The sequence below is a fragment of the Mycobacterium paraffinicum genome (assembly GCF_025822865.1).
GTDB classification, from domain to species: Bacteria; Actinomycetota; Actinomycetes; order Mycobacteriales; family Mycobacteriaceae; genus Mycobacterium; species Mycobacterium paraffinicum.
The window spans coordinates 1-16594 of record NZ_JACKUR010000030.1 but is presented as its reverse complement, the minus strand read 5'-3'; the positions used below and the strand labels follow the sequence as shown (position 1 = coordinate 16594).

15 protein-coding genes and 1 pseudogene are annotated in these 16594 nt (G+C 69.8%); 13 read left to right on the top strand and 3 right to left on the bottom strand.

Annotated features, from left to right (window positions below):
• The first annotated feature begins 56 nt into the window (after positions 1-56).
• On the top strand, positions 57-1151 hold the full coding sequence (gene trpD, locus H7J89_RS20855; RefSeq protein WP_372513816.1) for an anthranilate phosphoribosyltransferase: 1095 nt from the start codon (positions 57-59) through the stop codon (positions 1149-1151).
• Here trpD and H7J89_RS20850 read toward each other — a convergent pair.
• Positions 1089-2930, bottom strand: a pseudogene (locus H7J89_RS20850) (DEDD exonuclease domain-containing protein); the annotation flags it as partial. The gene trpD and the pseudogene H7J89_RS20850 sit on opposite strands and share 63 nt — an antisense overlap.
• A 166-nt stretch (positions 2931-3096) precedes the next feature.
• On the opposite strand from H7J89_RS20850, the gene H7J89_RS20845 reads away from it, so the two are divergent.
• From H7J89_RS20845 to pimB, 4 genes are all read left to right on the top strand, one after another.
• Complete coding sequence (locus tag H7J89_RS20845) at positions 3097-3351, top strand: hypothetical protein (protein WP_082939197.1); 255 nt, start codon at positions 3097-3099, stop codon at positions 3349-3351.
• A gap of 183 nt (positions 3352-3534) precedes the next feature.
• Positions 3535-4686 carry a peptidoglycan hydrolase RipC gene (gene ripC, locus H7J89_RS20840; protein WP_264046209.1) on the top strand — a complete coding sequence of 384 codons (1152 nt, stop codon included), beginning with the start codon at positions 3535-3537 and terminating at the stop codon, positions 4684-4686.
• 43 nt (positions 4687-4729) lie between these two features.
• Positions 4730-5569: a hypothetical protein gene (locus H7J89_RS20835; RefSeq protein WP_264046343.1), complete on the top strand. Its 840-nt coding sequence runs from the start codon at positions 4730-4732 to the stop codon at positions 5567-5569.
• Positions 5570-5615: 46 nt separating this feature from the next.
• Complete coding sequence (pimB, locus tag H7J89_RS20830) at positions 5616-6767, top strand: GDP-mannose-dependent alpha-(1-6)-phosphatidylinositol monomannoside mannosyltransferase (RefSeq protein WP_264046207.1); 1152 nt, start codon at positions 5616-5618, stop codon at positions 6765-6767.
• Positions 6768-6865: 98 nt separating this feature from the next.
• Here pimB and H7J89_RS20825 read toward each other — a convergent pair whose 3' ends face one another.
• Complete coding sequence (locus tag H7J89_RS20825; RefSeq protein ID WP_264046205.1) at positions 6866-8668, bottom strand: AMP-dependent synthetase/ligase; 1803 nt, start codon at positions 8666-8668, stop codon at positions 6866-6868.
• Between the two features lie 132 nt (positions 8669-8800).
• Here H7J89_RS20825 and H7J89_RS20820 point away from each other — a divergent pair, with 132 nt between their 5' ends.
• The 5 genes from H7J89_RS20820 (at position 8801) to H7J89_RS20800 (ending at position 12196) form a co-directional block, all read left to right on the top strand.
• Complete coding sequence (locus tag H7J89_RS20820) at positions 8801-9190, top strand: polyketide cyclase / dehydrase and lipid transport (protein ID WP_264046203.1); 390 nt, start codon at positions 8801-8803, stop codon at positions 9188-9190.
• A gap of 116 nt (positions 9191-9306) precedes the next feature.
• Positions 9307-9741 (top strand): SRPBCC family protein, encoded by a 435-nt coding sequence (locus tag H7J89_RS20815; protein WP_264046341.1) that lies wholly within the window; start codon positions 9307-9309, stop codon positions 9739-9741.
• Positions 9738-11006, top strand: a complete 1269-nt coding sequence (locus H7J89_RS20810; RefSeq protein WP_264046339.1) for an ArsA family ATPase — start codon at positions 9738-9740, stop codon at positions 11004-11006. The genes H7J89_RS20815 and H7J89_RS20810 overlap by 4 nt, the downstream gene beginning before the upstream one ends.
• Complete coding sequence (locus H7J89_RS20805; RefSeq protein WP_264046201.1) at positions 11003-11383, top strand: hypothetical protein; 381 nt, start codon at positions 11003-11005, stop codon at positions 11381-11383. The genes H7J89_RS20810 and H7J89_RS20805 overlap by 4 nt, the downstream gene beginning before the upstream one ends.
• 84 nt (positions 11384-11467) lie before the next feature.
• Entirely contained in the window at positions 11468-12196 is a 729-nt protein-coding gene (locus H7J89_RS20800; protein WP_264046337.1) for a lysophospholipid acyltransferase family protein, read from the top strand.
• Positions 12197-12209: 13 nt separating this feature from the next.
• Here the strand turns inward: H7J89_RS20800 and H7J89_RS20795 are convergent, their stop codons facing one another.
• Positions 12210-13505 carry a glycosyltransferase 87 family protein gene (locus H7J89_RS20795; protein WP_264046199.1) on the bottom strand — a complete coding sequence of 432 codons (1296 nt, stop codon included), beginning with the start codon at positions 13503-13505 and terminating at the stop codon, positions 12210-12212.
• A 109-nt stretch (positions 13506-13614) separates the two neighbouring features.
• Here H7J89_RS20795 and H7J89_RS20790 point away from each other — a divergent pair, with 109 nt between their 5' ends.
• The 3 genes from H7J89_RS20790 to H7J89_RS20780 are packed head-to-tail and all read left to right on the top strand — an operon-like array spanning position 13615 to position 16474.
• Positions 13615-14481 (top strand): hypothetical protein, encoded by an 867-nt coding sequence (locus tag H7J89_RS20790; RefSeq protein WP_264046336.1) that lies wholly within the window; start codon positions 13615-13617, stop codon positions 14479-14481.
• A 10-nt stretch (positions 14482-14491) separates the two neighbouring features.
• Positions 14492-15025, top strand: coding sequence for a polyadenylate-specific 3'-exoribonuclease AS (locus H7J89_RS20785; protein ID WP_264046196.1), 534 nt, complete (start codon positions 14492-14494; stop codon positions 15023-15025).
• A 60-nt stretch (positions 15026-15085) separates the two neighbouring features.
• Positions 15086-16474, top strand: a complete 1389-nt coding sequence (locus tag H7J89_RS20780; RefSeq protein ID WP_264046194.1) for a class II 3-deoxy-7-phosphoheptulonate synthase — start codon at positions 15086-15088, stop codon at positions 16472-16474.
• The last annotated feature ends 120 nt before the right edge of the window (positions 16475-16594 follow it).

Genomic DNA, 16594 nt, shown 5'->3' with positions numbered 1-16594 from the left:
CGGGCGGCTTTCCGCGCCGGTTGGGGCAGGTCGGGTCCGCGTGGGACCATCGGCGCGTGGCTGTGTCATCTGGGGCTTCCACCGGCGGGTCCGCCGGGCGACCGGCCGGGGCGGCACCCTCGTGGCCGGGGGTTCTGGCCCGGTTGATGGGCGGTCAGGATCTCGCGCGCGGCCAGGCCGCCTGGGCCATGGATCAGATCATGGCCGGCGACGCGAGCCCGGCGCAGGTCGCATCGTTTGCGGTGGCGATGCAGATGAAGGTCCCGACCTCGGCCGAGGTCAGCGAGCTGGCCGACGTCATGCTGGGCCACGCGCGCCCGATGCCCGCCATCCGCGACGACAGCGTGGACATCGTCGGGACCGGTGGTGACGGCGTCAACACCGTCAACCTCTCCACCATGGCGGCGATCGTGGTCGCGGCCGCCGGTGTGCCGGTGGTCAAGCACGGCAACCGCGCGGCATCGTCGTTGTCCGGCGGCGCCGACACGCTGGAGGCGCTCGGGGTGCGTATCGACCTCGAACCCGAGCAGGTGGCACAGAGCCTGACCGAGGTGGGCATCGGGTTCTGCTTTGCGCCGCTGTTCCACCCTTCGTACCGGCACGCGTCGGTGGTGCGCCGCGAGATCGGCGTGCCGACGGTGTTCAATCTCCTTGGGCCCCTTACCAATCCGGCGAGGCCGCGGGCCGGCCTGATCGGCTGCGCGTTCGCCGATCTGGCCGAGGTGATGGCGGGGGTCTTCGCCGCGCGCCGGTCCAGCGTGCTGGTGGTCCATGGCGACGACGGGCTTGACGAGTTGACGACGACCACCACCAGCACGATTTGGCGGGTGCAGGCCGGGACGGTGGACAAGCTGACGTTCGACCCGGCCGGATTCGGTTTTGCCCGAGCCGATCTCGCCGATCTGCTGGGCGGCGACGCGCAAGCCAACGCGGCGGAGGTGCGCGCGGTGCTGGCCGGTGACAAAGGCCCGGTCCGGGACGCCGTCGTGCTCAACGCCGCGGGGGCGATCGTCGCCCACGCCGGCCTATCCAGCCGCGCTGAATGGTTGCCGGCGTGGGAGGACGGGCTGCAGCGCGCCGTCGCGGCGATCGATTCCGGCGCGGCCGAACAGCTGCTCGCGCGATGGGTGCGGTTCAGCCAGCAGGTCTGAGTCGTGTTGGGCCGCTTGCTCATAGGCCAGCCGCGCCGAGCGCGCCGAGGCCGCCCAGGACGCCCAAGCGCCGGCCGAGCGCAGTGGTGAAGCCCAGCCGGCGGCGTCGGGGGAGTCGTCGACCCGAACGATGCGCACCCCGGGACCGGCCAGCCAGCGCGCGATGAGCGCGGATTCCTCCACCAGCGCACCGCCCAGCGGGGCCGCAACGGGCAAAATCGCCTGTGCCCCAGCCACAATGGCGTCGACCACCGGCATCGGGGGCACCCCGCGCCTGGCGGTGCCGGCCGCGGCGAGCTGGCCGTGCCGGACGACGGCGAGGTGGTAACCACCGTCCCCGTCGGGCGCGGCGGCGATCAGCTCGGGCAGCGTGGCCAGGGCGCGCAACCGCTGGCCGCGCCACAGGATTTCGGCGGCGGTGGCGGTGCGGTCGCGCAGGCGCGCGGCGCTTTCGAAATTGCGGCGCTCGGCCAGCGCCGTGACCTGATCGACGGCTGCCGACAGCGCGGCGTTCTCCGTCCCGTCGATCAACGCGGCGGCGCGCGCCACGGCCGCCGCGTATTGCGTGGCCGTGATGCCGCGCGCCGCGGGACACGGTGAGACCTCGGCCTCGGGGCAGGCCGGCCCGTGCAGGACCGAGCGGCCCAGCCGGGCCGTGCAGGTCCGGAGGCCGGTGAAGCGCGCCAGCAGCGCGGCCGTGTCGGAGGCGTCGGCGCGCGACCGGAACGGGCCGACGGCGCGGTCGTGGCGCGGTGCCCGGACCATCGCGAGCCGCGGGAACGCCTCGTCGGTGAGCGCCACCCACCACCACCGGTGCGGGAACCGGGAACGGCGGTTGTAGGGCGGGGCGTGCGCCGCGAGCAGGCGCAGCTCGCGGACGCCGGCCTCCAGCGCGTGCGCACACTCGACGTGGTCGACCGCGGTGGCCAGATTGACCATCTCCTTCATCCGGCCGCGCGGGTCGGCGCCGGTGAAGTACTGCCCGACGCGGCGGCGCAGGTCGACGGCGGTGCCGACGTAGAGCACCTCGCCGGACGGCCCGCGAAACAGGTAGACCCCCGGGCGGCGGGGCAGGCCCTCGGCGAGGACCCGCTTGCGCCGCTGGGCCGGCGTCACGTCCGGCAGGTAGGAGCGCAGGTCGGCGTAGGTGTGCACCCCCTGATTGCCCACCCGCTCGATGAGCGCGTGCAGCACGTCGACGGTGGCGCGGGCGTCGTCCAGCGCACGGTGGGTGGGCTGGGTGGCGACGGCAAACAGCCGCGCCAGCGCGGCCAGCCGCACGGTGGGGGCTTCCTCGCGGCTGAGCACCCGGCGGGCCAGCCGCACGGTGCAGAGCACCTGCGGCCGGGGCCAGGGGATATCGCACCGCGCCGCGGCGGCCCGCAGAAATCCGACGTCGAACCCGGCGTTGTGGGCCACCAGCACCGTCCCGTGGTCCAAACCCGCGAATTCGAGGAACATCGGCAACACCGCATCGATTGTCGGGGCGTCGGACACCATCGCGGTGGTGATGCCGGTCAGCCGCACGATCTGGGGCGGGATGCTGCGCTCCGGGTCGACGAGCGTGGCGAACTCGCCAAGCACGGCGCCGCCGCGCACCTTGACCGCCCCGATCTCGGTGATGGCGTCGGGCGCGTTTCCGTCGGTGCTTTTCGTGCGTCCGCCCGTGGTCTCCAGGTCCACCACCACGAAGGTCGTGTCGAGCAACGTGACGTCGGCGGTGGCGAAGGATGGCCCCAAGTCGGTGAAACTGAGCTGAGTCGCACCACCGGCACCCATGACCGCGACGTTAAGCGGGTCCACCGACACCCGCGCTGTTCCCACGCCGAGCGAGCCGAGCCCGCTTGCCAGCCGAAACGCGCCGCCGGGGGTTGTCGGTGGGTGTGGTTACCGTTCGGAGAGTCGACCTGACGTTCGCCAAGCCTGACCGAGAGGACCGATCCCGATGGCACGAAGCAATGGGCCCGACAGCGACGGCGCGACGGTGCCGGACTCGGGGGCGCCGGTGGTGATCGACTGCGACGACTGCGCGGTGCGCGGACCGGGATGCCGCGATTGCGTAGTCAGCGTGTTACTCGGGGTCCCGGGAACTTTGTTGGAGGACGAATGCGCTGCATTGGCGGTGCTGGCCGATGTCGGCCTGGCACCGCGATTACGGTTGGTGCCCATCCGCCGCGAACGGGATTCGGGCGTAGCCTAAGATGCTTTGTGTGCCAAAGGTTTACGAGGGGGTCAGCGTCGTCCACATGATAATGACAGAAATCTTTCCAATTTCTTAACCCCCCGCTTTGGACAAACGTCGATATCGTTTCGTAACCTGTTTGAGACCTAAACCAGCTCGACGGCGCCTGGTCGTCGATGGTCCGTTTAAGGAAGCAAAATCTTGAGGCTTGACTCTAGATATCCGATAGCGCGTGTCCTCACACGATTTGCCATCGGGACGCTAGCGGGCTTCACAGTCTTAGCGGGTGCCCTCGCCGCGAACGTCTCGGCCGACCCGGCCGAAGATGCGCTGGCCAAACTCAACGAGTTGTCCCGCCAGGCCGAGCAGACCACCGAGGCGATGCACAGCGCGCAGCTCGACCTGAACAACAAGTTGGTGGCCCAGCGTGCGGCGGACAAGAAGCACGACGACGCTCAGGCCGCCGTCGATGCGGCCAAGGCTCGCCTGGCGTCGTTCCAGGGTGCCGTGAACAAGCTCGCTGCCGCGACCTACATGGGCGGCCGCGTCGACGGCATGACGGCGATGCTGACCGCGGGATCGCCGCAAGGGCTGATCGACAAGCTGGCCATGCAGCGGCTGATGGCGACGCAGATGGCCGACCAGATGACGAGTTTCCGGGCCGCCGGCGAGCAGGCCGCCAAGGCCGAGCGGGAGGCCGCCAAGTCCGCCGCCGACGCGAAGAGCGCCGCCGAGCAGGCCGCCGCGGTGCGAGCGAGCCTGCAGTCCAAGCAGAGTCAGCTGCAGGTACAGATCGCGGTCGTCAAGTCGCAGTACGTTTCCCTGTCGCCCGAGCAGCGCACCGCGCTCGCCGATCCCGGTCCCGTCCCGGCGGGTCTCCCGGCGCCCGGCGCCCCCGCGCCGGAGGCCGCCCCGCCCGGCGCGCCGCAGGCACCCGGGCAGGCCCCCGGTGAGGTTCCGCCTCCCGGCGGAATGCCCGGACCGTTCGGTGGCGGTGTCGGCGGCGGTGACCGCGGGACCGTCGTGCAGGCGGCGCTGACGCAGGTCGGTTCGCCATACGTCTGGGGCGGTGCCGCGCCCGGCGGGTTCGACTGCTCCGGCCTGGTGATGTGGGCGTTCCAGCAGGCCGGCATCTCGCTCCCGCACTCCAGCCAGGCGCAGGCCCAAGGCGGCCAACCGGTCTCCCTGTCGGACCTGCAGCCCGGCGACGTGATCACCTTCTATAACGACGCGTCACACAGCGGCCTCTACGTCGGTGACGGCATGGTGATCCATTCCTCCACCTACGGCCAACCGGTGCGCGTGGTGCCGATGAATGCGGCAGGCCCGATCCACGACGCCCGCCGGTACTAGAGGTCCCGGCCGGCGGCGCCGGCTGACGCTGCTGCTGGCCTGGGTGTTCCTGGTCGAGCTCATCGTTGCGGCGGCCGTCCCGCTGGATGCGGGACGCGGCGGCGGCACACGACCCCCGCAACTGATCACGCCCGCACGCAGCCAGGTCAGCGCCGGTACGAAGTCACTGGTCGTCGGTGATCGCAACGTTCGGCTGCTCGGCCTCGGCGGTCCGGCCGGCGACCGGCTGCTGTCCCGGGTGGCGTCCGGCATCGGCGCCGCGATCAACGCGGTCGAGGCGTTCTGGGGGGTCGACTGGTCACGCGACATATCGGTGGTCGCCGCCCACACCGACGAGGAGTTCCGCGCCGCCGCCGGCGGCGGTCCGGCGGCGCAGTGGGCGGACATCGCTGCCGTGACGGTCGCCGAACGTGTCGATCCCGCGCACCGGGTGGTTATCGGTCAGCGGATCGTCTTCGCGCCCGCCGCGGCCAACATGACCGAGGGTGCGCTGCGAATCGTGTTGACGCACGAGCTTTTTCACTATGCCGCCCGCGCGGACACCGCCGCGGATGCGCCCCGGTGGCTGACCGAGGGCGTGGCCGATTTCGTCGGCCGGCCCCGGGCTCCGGTGCCCATCGACGCGCTCCCGGTCCCGTTGACGCTGCCCTCGGATGCCGACCTCGACGCGCCGGGGCCGCAGCGTTCGCTGGCGTACGACCGCGCGTGGTGGTTCGCGCGTTTCGTCGCGGACACCTTCGGGACGGCCAAGCTGCACGACCTGTATCTGGCCGTCTGTGGTGCCCGGCACGCCGACGTGGCCTCCGCCGCCCACGACGTGCTGGCCACCGACTCGCCCGGCCTGCTCGCGCGCTGGCACGAGTGGCTGACCCACGCCGGCTGACCGATGCCCCGCACGGACCCTGCGCGCGTCAGGCTAGCCTGACGCAGTGAGTCGGGTCCTGCTGGTAACCAACGACTTTCCGCCCCGGCCGGGCGGCATCCAGTCCTACCTGAGTGACTTCGTCGGGCAGCTGGTCGGCGCCGGGTTGCATTCGATGACGGTGTACGCGCCGCAATGGAAGGGCGCCGACGCCTTCGACCATGCGGCCGAGGCGGCGGGTTACCGGGTGGTCCGTCATCCCGGCACGTTGATGCTGCCCGGCCCGGCGGTGGACGCCCGGATGCGCCGGCTGATCGCCGACAACGGCATCGACACCGTCTGGTTCGGTGCGGCCGCGCCGCTGGCGCTGCTGGCGCAGCGCGCCCGGCAGGCGGGGGCGACCCGGGTGGTGGCCAGCACGCACGGGCACGAAGTGGGCTGGTCGATGCTCCCCGTCGCGCGGTCGGTGCTGCGGCGCATCGGCGACAGCACCGACGTCGTCACGTTCGTCAGCCGCTACACCCGCGCCCGGTTCGCCCCGGCCTTCGGGCCCAACGCCGCGCTGGAATACCTGCCGCCCGGCGTCAACACCGACCGGTTCCGGCCCGACCCGGCGGCCGGCGCCGCGCTGCGCGACCGGTATCGGCTGGGGGAGCGGCCCACGGTCGTGTGCGTGTCCCGGCTGGTCCCGCGCAAGGGTCAGGACATGCTGATCAAGGCGCTGCCGTCGATACGGCAGCGCGTCGAGGGCGCCGCCCTGGTCATCGTCGGCGGCGGTCCCTACCTGGAATCGCTGCGCAAGCTCGCCCGCGACTGCGGGGTGGGCGAGCATGTGACGTTCACCGGCGGCGTACCGGCCGCCGAGCTGCCCGCACACCACGCGCTGGCCGACGTTTTCGCGATGCCGTGCCGCACCCGCGGCGCCGGCATGGACGTCGAGGGCTTGGGCATCGTCTTCCTCGAGGCCTCGGCGACCGGCAAGCCGGTGATCGCCGGCGACTCCGGTGGGGCTCCAGAAGCCGTGCAGCACAACAAGACTGGATTGGTGGTCGATGGGCGCTCGCTGAGCGCCGTCGCCGACGCCGTCACCGAGTTGCTCGGCGACCGGGATCGGGCCGCCGCCATGGGGGCGGCCGGGCGGGAGTGGGTGACGGCCCACTGGCGCTGGGACACCCTCGCCGCGCGGCTGGCCGAAATCCTCTGCGCTGACGGCGCCTGACGGCTCGAGCGTCACGCCAGCGTGACTATCGACGCCCCGCGTCACGCCGGCGTGACGCTCGCAACGCGGCGGGGCCCGGGCTCGGCGAATGCGGGCCGCTAGTCCTTTTCGTAGATCCAGTCGATGTCGGAGGCGAACTTCTCGGCGACCACGTTGCGCTTGACCTTCATCGTCGGTGTCAGCTCGCCGGTGTCCTCGGTGAAGTCGACCGGCAGGATGCGGAACTTGCGAATGGACTCGGCGTGCGACACCGCCTGGTTGGCGTGCTTGACGGCGGCGTCCACCTCGGCGACCAGGTCCGGGTCGCCGGCCAGATCGGCCACCGACGCGCCGGCCGCCTTGTGGTTGCGCTCCTTCCACGCGTCGAACGCCTCGGGGTCGATGGTGATCAGCGCGCCGATGAACGGCTTGGCGTCGCCCACCACCATGGCCTGGCTGATCAGCGCGTGCGCCCGCAGCTGGTCCTCCAGCACGGCCGGGGCGACGTTCTTACCGCCGGCGGTGACGATGATCTCCTTCTTGCGGCCGGTGATCCTCAGGAAGCCGTCCTCGTCGAGCGCGCCGAGATCGCCGGTCTTGAACCAGCCGTCGGTGAACGCGTCGTTGGTGGCCTGCTCGTTGCGCCAGTAGCCGCTGAACACCACGCCGCCCCGGACCAGAAGCTCGCCGTCTTCGGCGATGCGCATGCTGTTGCCCGGCAACAGCGTTCCGACCGTCCCTATCCGGACGTTGCCGACCTGGTTGACCGTGATGGCCGAGCTGGTCTCCGTCAGGCCGTAGCCCTCGTGGATGGTCAGGCCCACCCCCCGGTAGAAGTGGCCTAGCCGCGCGCCCAGCGGGGCGCCACCCGAGACGGACGCGTGGCATTCACCGCCCAGCGCGGCACGAAGCTTGTGATAGACCAGCCGGTCGAACAACGCATGCTTGGCGCGCAGCACCAGCCCCGGCCGCCCGCTGTCCTGCGCCTGGCTCCAGTCGACCGCGGTTTGCACTGCGGCCGCGAAGATCCGGCCCTTGCCGTCGTTGACCGCGTTCTGCTCGGCGGTGTTGTAGACCTTCTCGAACACCCGGGGCACCGACACCACCACCGTCGGCTTGAACACGGCGAACATCGGCAGCAGGTTCTTGATGTCGCTGGTGAACCCGACCGTCACTTTGTTGGCGAATGCCGAGAGGGTCAGCGAGCGCGCCAGCACGTGGGCCAGCGGCAGGAAGATCAGCAGCCGCTGCCCCTCGTCCAGCAGCGTCGGCAGGCACTCCTTGGCGCCGCGGGTCTCGTACAGCAGGTTGGAATGGGTGAGCTGGCAGCCCTTGGGCCGTCCGGTAGTGCCCGAGGTGTAGATGAGCGTCGCCGGGTCGTCGGCGCGCAGCGCCTCCTGGCGGGCGGTGAGCTCGGCGGGTTCGACCGACGCGCCGGCCTCCGCGAGCTGATCGAGCGCCTTGGGTCCGGAGCCGTCGATGTGCAGCACGCGGCGCAGGGCGGGCAGGTCGGCGGTGAGTTCGGTGACCATCGCGGCGTGCGCGTCGGTCTCGGCGAAGGCGACCACCGCCTCGGAGTCCTGCAGCACCCAGCGCACCTGCTCGGCCGACGACGTCTCGTAGATCGGCACGGTGACCGCGCCGACGGACAGGATCGCCAGGTCGATGATCGCCCACTCGTAGCGGGTGGCCGAGAAGATGGAGACCCGGTCGCCGGCCTGGACCCCGAGCGCGATCAGACCCAGCGCCGCGGAGCGAACCTGGTTGGCCACCTGCGCGCAGGTGACGTCGGTCCATTCGCCGTCGACCTGACGCCGGAAGATGATGAAGCCGGGGTCTGATCGCTCGTGCTCGAAGACCATGGCCGCGATGTTGTCGTGCTCGCCGACGGAGAAGCGGGCGGGGACACTGTACTCACGCACTCTTACTGACCTCGATTTTGGCTTGGGTGACGTTCCGGGGGCCGGCTTGTTGCCGTCCAGCCTAATCCGCGCGTTCGCGCAGGAACGGTGGCAGTCTGCCGGGCGCGGGCCCGGGTGTGTGAAGCTGGGGTGGTGAACAGCATCCAGATCGCCGACGAGACGTTCGTCGCCGCCGATGGTGCGCGGGTCGGCGCCGCGGTCGCCGACCCGTCCAGCTGGCGCCGGTGGTGGCCGGACCTGCGGCTGCAGGTGGTCGAGGAGCGCGGCGACAAGGGGATCCGCTGGACGGTCACCGGCGCGCTGACCGGAACCATGGAGATCTGGCTGGAGCCGTCGCTGGACGGGGTGGTGCTGCATTACTTCCTGCACGCCGAACCCACCGGGGTGGCGGCCTGGCAGTTGGCCAAGCTGAATCTGGCGAAAATGACGCACCGCCGTCGGGTGGCGGGAAAGAAAATGGCCTTCGAGGTCAAGACGACGCTGGAACGGTCGCGTCCGGTCGGGGTTTCTCCGGTAGTTTAGCCGGGTCAGGTTTGCGGGGAGAGTACCGTTTCGGACCGAAGGCCCGGGGGTTGGACCCGCAGGAAAGTTTCCCCGCCGGCGGCGTCGACCGCTCGCGGGAGAGAGGGCAGCACCAGGTGGCGGAGAAGACGTCGCAGACCATTTACATCGACGCCGACCCGAGCACGGTGATGGGCGTCATCGCGGATATCGATTCCTACCCGCAGTGGATCTCGGAATACCGGGAAGCCGAGGTCCAGGAGAAGGACGCCGACGGCTATCCCAAAGTCGCGCGGGTGGTGCTGGACGCCGCCGTGCTCAAGGACACGATGGTCATTTCCTACCAGTGGCCCAAGGACCGGCAGTCGGTCAGTTGGACCCTGGTCTCCAGCTCGCTGCTGCGTTCGCTGGAGGGCACATATCGATTGGCGCCCAAGGGATCTGGCACCGAGGTCACCTACGAGCTCTCGGTTGACCTCGCCGTTCCCATGATCGGTCTGCTCAAGCGCAAGGCCGAGCGGCGGTTGACCGACACCGCGTTGAAGGATCTGAAGAAACGAGTCGAGGGCTGAGTGAGTCCAGCGAATCGCGGGCGTCCACCCCGGCCCGAATCAGCCTCTTCGTTGGCAAGGGCGGGGTAGGAAAGTCCACGCTGGCCTGTGCGACGGCGGTCGGTGCCGCAAGCGCGGGGCAGCGGGTGCTGGTGGTGTCCACCGATCAGGCGCACTCACTCGGCGACGTGCTCGGTGTCCCCGTCCCACCCAGCCAGGGCGAACTGGTTCGGGTCCTCGCCGATGACGAGCAGGCCGGCGGTGGCTTTCTCGACGCGCTCGCGTTGGACACCTTGGCCCTGCTCGAGGTTCGCTGGCGCGACGTGGTCGATACGCTGGACCTGCGTTTCCCCGATACCGAACTGAGTACCATTGCCCCCGAAGAACTTTCGGCGCTTCCGGGTGTTCAGGAAGTGCTCGGGCTGCACGCCGTCGGCGAGCTGGCCGTCTCCGGGCGCTGGGATCGCATCGTCGTCGACTGCGCCTCGACCGCCGACGCGCTGCGGATGTTGACCCTGCCCGCCACCTTCGGGCTCTACGTCGAGCGCGCGTGGCCGCGCCATCGGCGGCTGTCCGTCGGCGCCGACGACTCCCGCTCGGCGGCGGTGGTGGAGCTGCTGGAGCGCATCAGCGCCAGCGTCGAGGCGCTCAGTACCCTGCTGACCGACGGCGAATTGGTCGGCGCGCACTTGGTATTGACGCCGGAGCGGGTGGTCGCTGCGGAGGCGGCCCGGACGCTGGGTTCGCTGGCATTGATGGGGGTGCGCGTCGAGGAACTGATTGTCAACCAGGTTCTGACCGAAGACGCATCTTACGAATACCGCAACCTTCCGGAGCACCCCGCGTTTTACTGGTACGCCGAACGCATTTCCGAACAACGTGGTGTTCTCGACGAGCTCGACGCCACCATTGGTGAGGTGGCCCTGGTGTTGACTCCGCACCTGTCCGGGGAGCCGATCGGCCCCAAGGCCCTGGGCGAGTTGCTCGACTCCGCGCGCCGTCGCGGCGGGGCGCCGCCGCCGGGCCCGTTGCGGCCGACGGTGGACCTGGAATCGGGAACGGGACTTGGTTCCATTTATCGAATGCGGTTAGCGTTGCCGCAACTCGATCCGTCGACGCTCACGCTGGGGCGCGTTGACGACGATCTGATCATCAGCGCCGGCGGGTTGCGGCGCAGGGTTAGGTTGGCGTCCGTGCTCCGCCGCTGCACGGTGCTGGACGCACAATTGCGGGGTAGCGAGCTGACGGTGCGATTTCGTCCAGATCCGGAGGTGTGGCCTAAGTGAGTGGGGGTCATTCGGATATCGGTCCGGAGCTGCGCAGGCTCGCCCAGACGATCCTGGACGGGATCGACCCGGCGGTGCGGACGGCCGCCGCGCTGACGGCGGGCCGGGGAGCCGGGACCGGCAAGTGCCAACAGGTGTGGTGCCCGGTGTGCGCGCTGGCCGCGCTGGCGACCGGTGAGCAGCACCCGCTGATCACCGTGATCGCCGACCACAGCATCGCCCTGCTCGAGGTGATCCGGGCCATGCTCGACGACATCAACGGGGCGGCGAAACCACCGCCCGACGGGCCACCCGGCGACGGCGCCACCGAGGCGGAGTCTCCAGACTCCGCGACCAGGACCCGGTATCAGCCCATCCCCGTCACCGTCGAGGAGTGACCCCGCTGCGTCGAAGGTGGTCCCTTGCGCATGCGGTGGGTACAGTTGGCGCAGAACACCGGCGGGCGGGCGAGAGGGAGGGCCATGTGGTACTGGCTATTCAAGTACGTACTGCTCGGCCCGTTGCTGGCCTTGCTCGGTCGGCCAAAAGTTGAAGGGCTGGAACACATTCCGAGTTCCGGCCCGGCGATACTGGCCAGTAATCACCTGGCCGTGATGGACAGCTTCTACCTGCCGCTGGTGGTGCGCCGCCGGATCACCTTCCTGGCGAAGGCCGAATACTTCACGGGGACCGGCTTGAAGGGCTGGTTCCAGCGCTGGTTTTTCACCGCCGTGGGCCAGGTGCCGATCGACCGGACCGACGCCGACAGCGCGCAGGCCGCACTGACCACCGCCGAGCGGCTGCTCTCGACCGGCAAGCTGCTGGGGATGTACCCCGAAGGCACCCGATCGCCGGACGGCCGGCTGTACAAGGGCAAGACCGGTCTGGCGCGGCTGGCCCTGCACACCGGCGTCCCGGTGATCCCGGTGGCGATGATCGGCACCAACGTCGTCAACCCGCCGGGGACGAACATGCTGCGCTTCGGCCGGGTCACCGTTCGCTTCGGCAAGCCGATGGACTTCTCCCGATTCGAGGGGTTGGCCGGCAACCGCTTCATCGAGCGCGCCGTCATCGACGAGGTGATCTACGAGCTGATGGGGCTCTCCGGCCAGGAGTACGTCGACATCTACGCCGCCAGCGTCAAGGAAAGCCGCAACGGCGAGGGATCGACCAGCGAGGCCGACCGGATCCCGGAAACCGCCGCCGGTTGATCCGCGGGCTCGACTAGCCGGCTGCTGTCACCGGCGTCAATTCTTGCGGCGCCGAATCCGGCGACGGCTTGCGAGTGGTCACCGTCAGCCCGGCCGCGACGATGACCGCCAGGGCCCACCACACGTAGGACATCCCGGCGAGCTGACGCCACCAGACCGCCGACGCCTCGTGATGCTTGGGCAGCAGGTCGATCGGCGACCACCTCATCAGCGCCACCCCCGCGGCACCGACCACGGCCAGCGTCACGTTGCGGCGCCGCCAGGCCAGCACGGCGAGCACCACCACCGTCGGCAACCCCCACACCCAGTGGTGTGACCACGAGACCGGGGAGACCATCAACCCGAACAACGCGACGCAGATGACCGCGAGCACGGGCTCGTCGGCCCGCAGCACCCTGCGCATCGCCCACACCGTGAGCGCGAGCACGAGCAGCGAGGCGACCACCCACAGCAGGAAGCGCTGTTGCTCGCCGAGCCCGAGCCGGGCCAGGGCCCCGGCGATGTTTTGATCGGTGTTCAGCGCCGCCTCGCCGATCCGATCGGTGTGCGGCAGGGTGTGCGTCCAGTACTCCCACGAATCACGCCATGCCAGAACGAAACCCACCGCCGTCGTCACCACCAAGGACGCCACGGCCGTCAGTGCCGCCCGGTTGTCGCGACGAAGCAAGAAGTAGAGCAGAAACACCGCCGGCGTGAGTTTGAGCGCTATGCCCAGTCCCAGCAGCAGCCCGCGTGGCCACGGTGTGCGGCGCGGCAGGCAGTCGGCGATCACCAGGGTCATCAACACGACGTTGATCTGGCCGAAGGCGAAGTTCGAGGTGATGGGTTCCAGCCAGAGCGTCGCCGCCAGCGTGATGACGACGGCCAGCCACCAGCGGCGCAGCCAGGCCGGGCCGGGCAGCGCCGTCGAGGCGGCCCAGACGTCGAGGCGGGTCAGCACGATCACGGTGGACACCACCAGCAGCACCAACGTCAGCGCCGTGATCGCGACGCTGGCGGCCGGCATGTGCAGCCAGGCGAACGGGCAGAACACGATCGCCGCCAGCGGGGGATAGGTGAACGGCAGGTTGAGCCCGATCGGTGTGTGGAAAAGCACATCACCGTGGTACAGCGAACGGCCCTGCATCCACGCCTGCGCGCCCATCTGATACACGTCGATATCGATGCGATAGGGGATGTGGCCGAACAGTTGCCAGGCCACATAGCCCAGCCCCGCCGCCGCCAGCAGCCAAAGACCGCACCACAACAGGACCTGCCCGGGGCCACGTTTGCTTGGGTGGCCCACGTCGGGCGCCCGCCATCTACTCATGTCGCACAACAGCGTAATCGGTGCGCGAACGTGGTACGTCCCTCCGCGCGGCTTCCGGCGGCGTCGACGACCACAGGCGTACGTTTCAAGAGTGCTTCACTGGTTCGTGCTGCGGGTGACGCGCTGGTTCGCGCACGACATCCTCGAGGGCGGCCGGTTGCCCCTGCTGTGCTGCCTGGTGGCGTTCATCCTGACGTTTTTCGTCACGCGGACGTTCGTGCGCTTCATCCGCCACCGCGCCGAGACCGGCCGCCCGGCCAGGTGGTGGCACCCGCGCAATGTCCATGTCAGCGGGGTCCACATCCACCACGTGACGTTCGGCGTCGTCCTGGTGCTGCTCTCCGGCCTGACCTTGGTCACCCTGTCCATTGACGGACACGAGCCCGAATTCACCTTGTCCGCAATATTTTTCGGCGTCGGGGCGGCCCTGGTGCTCGACGAGTACGCGCTGATCCTGCACCTGTCCGACGTCTACTGGTCGGAGGACGGGCGCACTTCGGTGGACGCCGTGTTCGCCGCGGTGGGGGTGGCCGGGCTGTTGATCATGGGCCTGCATCCGCTGATGTTTTTCCTGCCGATCTGGGAAGGCACCGATTCCTGGCCGCTGCGCGCCGCGGTGGCCGGCGGACTGGTGTTGACGCTGCCGCTGGCGGTGATCGTCGTGCTCAAGGGCAAGGTATGGACCGGGCTGCTCGGCATGTTCATCGTCGTGCTGCTGGTCATCGGCGCGGTCCGGCTGTCCCGCCCGCACGCGCCCTGGGCTCGCTGGCGATACACCTACCGACCCGAGAAGATGCGCCGCGCGCTGCAACGCGAACGGACGCTGCGCCGCCCGGTGGTGCGGGCCAAGCTGTACCTGCAGTGCGCGATCGCGGGCACGCCGCGCCTGCCCGACGAACGCGCGGTCGACGCCCAGCTCGACCACGACGTACACGCGGCACCGCCGCCGACGGGGCCCATCCTGATCAGCAGATAGGCTTTCGCCGGTGCGGTACTTCTACGACACCGAATTCATCGAGGACGGCCGCACCATCGAGTTGATCTCCATCGGTGTGGTCGCCGAGGACGGCCGCGAGTACTACGCCGTGTCCACGGAGTTCGATCCCGAGCGCGCCGGCGGCTGGGTGCGCGCCAACGTCCTGCCCAAGCTGCCACCGCCGTCGTCGCAGCTGTGGCGCTCGCGCAGGCAGATCCGCTCGGACCTCGAGGATTTCTTCGGCGTCTCAAGCGTCGACGCCACCGACCCCATCGAACTGTGGGCCTGGATCGGCGCCTATGACCACGTGGCCCTGTGCCAGCTGTGGGGCACGATGCCCGAGCTGCCACGGGCGCTGCCCCGGTTCACCCGGGACTTGCGGCAATTGTGGGAGGACCGGGGCTGCCCGCCCATGCCGCCGCGGTCGCGCGATGCCCACGACGCGCTGGTCGACGCCCGAGACCAGATGCGGCGATTCCGGTTGATCACCGCGGCGGCGGCGGACGGCCGCGGGAGCGATCCGAACGGCGCAGCATCGGCCTGAGCCCGCCCGGACGACGTTCGCGCTGATCAGTCACCCTCGCGCCCCGGTTACCATGGACCGATGAACTGGACCGTCGACATCCCGATCGACCAGCTGCCGTCGCTGCCCCCGCTGCCGAACGACCTGCGGGCGCGGCTGGACGCCGCACTGGCCAAGCCGGCCGCCCAGCAACCCAGCTGGCCGGCCGAACAGGCGGCGGCGATGCGCACGGTCCTCGAGAGCGTGCCGCCGGTGACGGTGCCCTCGGAGATCCTCCGGCTGCAGGAGCAGCTGGCCCAGGTCGCCAAGGGCGAGGCGTTCCTGCTGCAGGGCGGGGACTGCGCGGAGACGTTCACCGACAACACCGAGCCCCACATCCGGGGCAACATCCGCGCCCTGCTGCAGATGGCCGTGGTGCTGACCTACGGCGCCAGCATGCCGGTGGTCAAGGTGGCCCGCATCGCCGGCCAGTACGCCAAGCCGCGCTCGGCCGACATCGACGCCCTGGGGTTGAGGTCCTACCGCGGGGACATGATCAACGGATTCGCCCCGGATGCGGCCGCGCGCGAGCACGACCCGTCGCGGCTGGTGCGCGCGTACGCCAACGCCAGCGCGGCGATGAACCTGGTGCGGGCGCTGACGTCGTCGGGTCTGGCGTCGCTGCACCTGGTCCACGACTGGAACCGGGAGTTCGTCCGGACGTCGCCGGCCGGCGCCCGCTACGAGGCGCTGGCCACCGAGATCGACCGGGGCCTGCGGTTCATGAGCGCCTGCGGCGTGGCCGACCGCAACCTGCAGACCGCCGAAATCTACGCCAGCCATGAGGCTTTGGTGCTGGACTACGAACGGGCCATGCTGCGGTTGTCGGAGAGCGAGGACGGGGAGCCGCAGCTGTTCGACCTGTCGGCGCACACCGTCTGGATCGGCGAGCGGACGCGCCAGCTCGACGGCGCGCACATCGCGTTCGCGGAGGTGATCGCCAACCCGATCGGCGTGAAGATCGGTCCGACGATGACCGCGGAACTGGCCGTCGAATACGTGGAACGGCTTGACCCGCACAACAAGCCGGGCCGGTTGACGTTGGTGAGCCGGATGGGCAACAACAAGGTGCGCGATCTGCTGCCGCCCATCGTCGAGAAGGTCCAGGCGACCGGTCACCAGGTGATCTGGCAGTGCGACCCCATGCACGGCAACACCCACGAGTCGTCGAACGGATACAAGACCCGGCATTTCGACCGCGTCGTCGACGAGGTGCAGGGTTTCTTCGAGGTGCACCGCGCGCTGGGCACGCACCCGGGTGGCATCCACGTCGAGATCACCGGCGAGGACGTCACGGAATGCCTCGGTGGGGCGCAAGACATTTCGGATCTGGACTTGGCGGGGCGCTACGAGACGGCCTGCGACCCGCGGCTGAACACCCAGCAGTCGCTGGAGTTGGCCTTCCTGGTCGCCGAGATGCTGCGCGACTAGGAGCCTGCTGAATTAATCCCGCGTGGCGGGGTGGGTTGTGCTGGGGTTTTCGGGATGATCAGTGGGTGCAGGGTCGTTCTGATGATCAGCGTGAGTTGTTGGATGCCGAGTCGGTGGCCG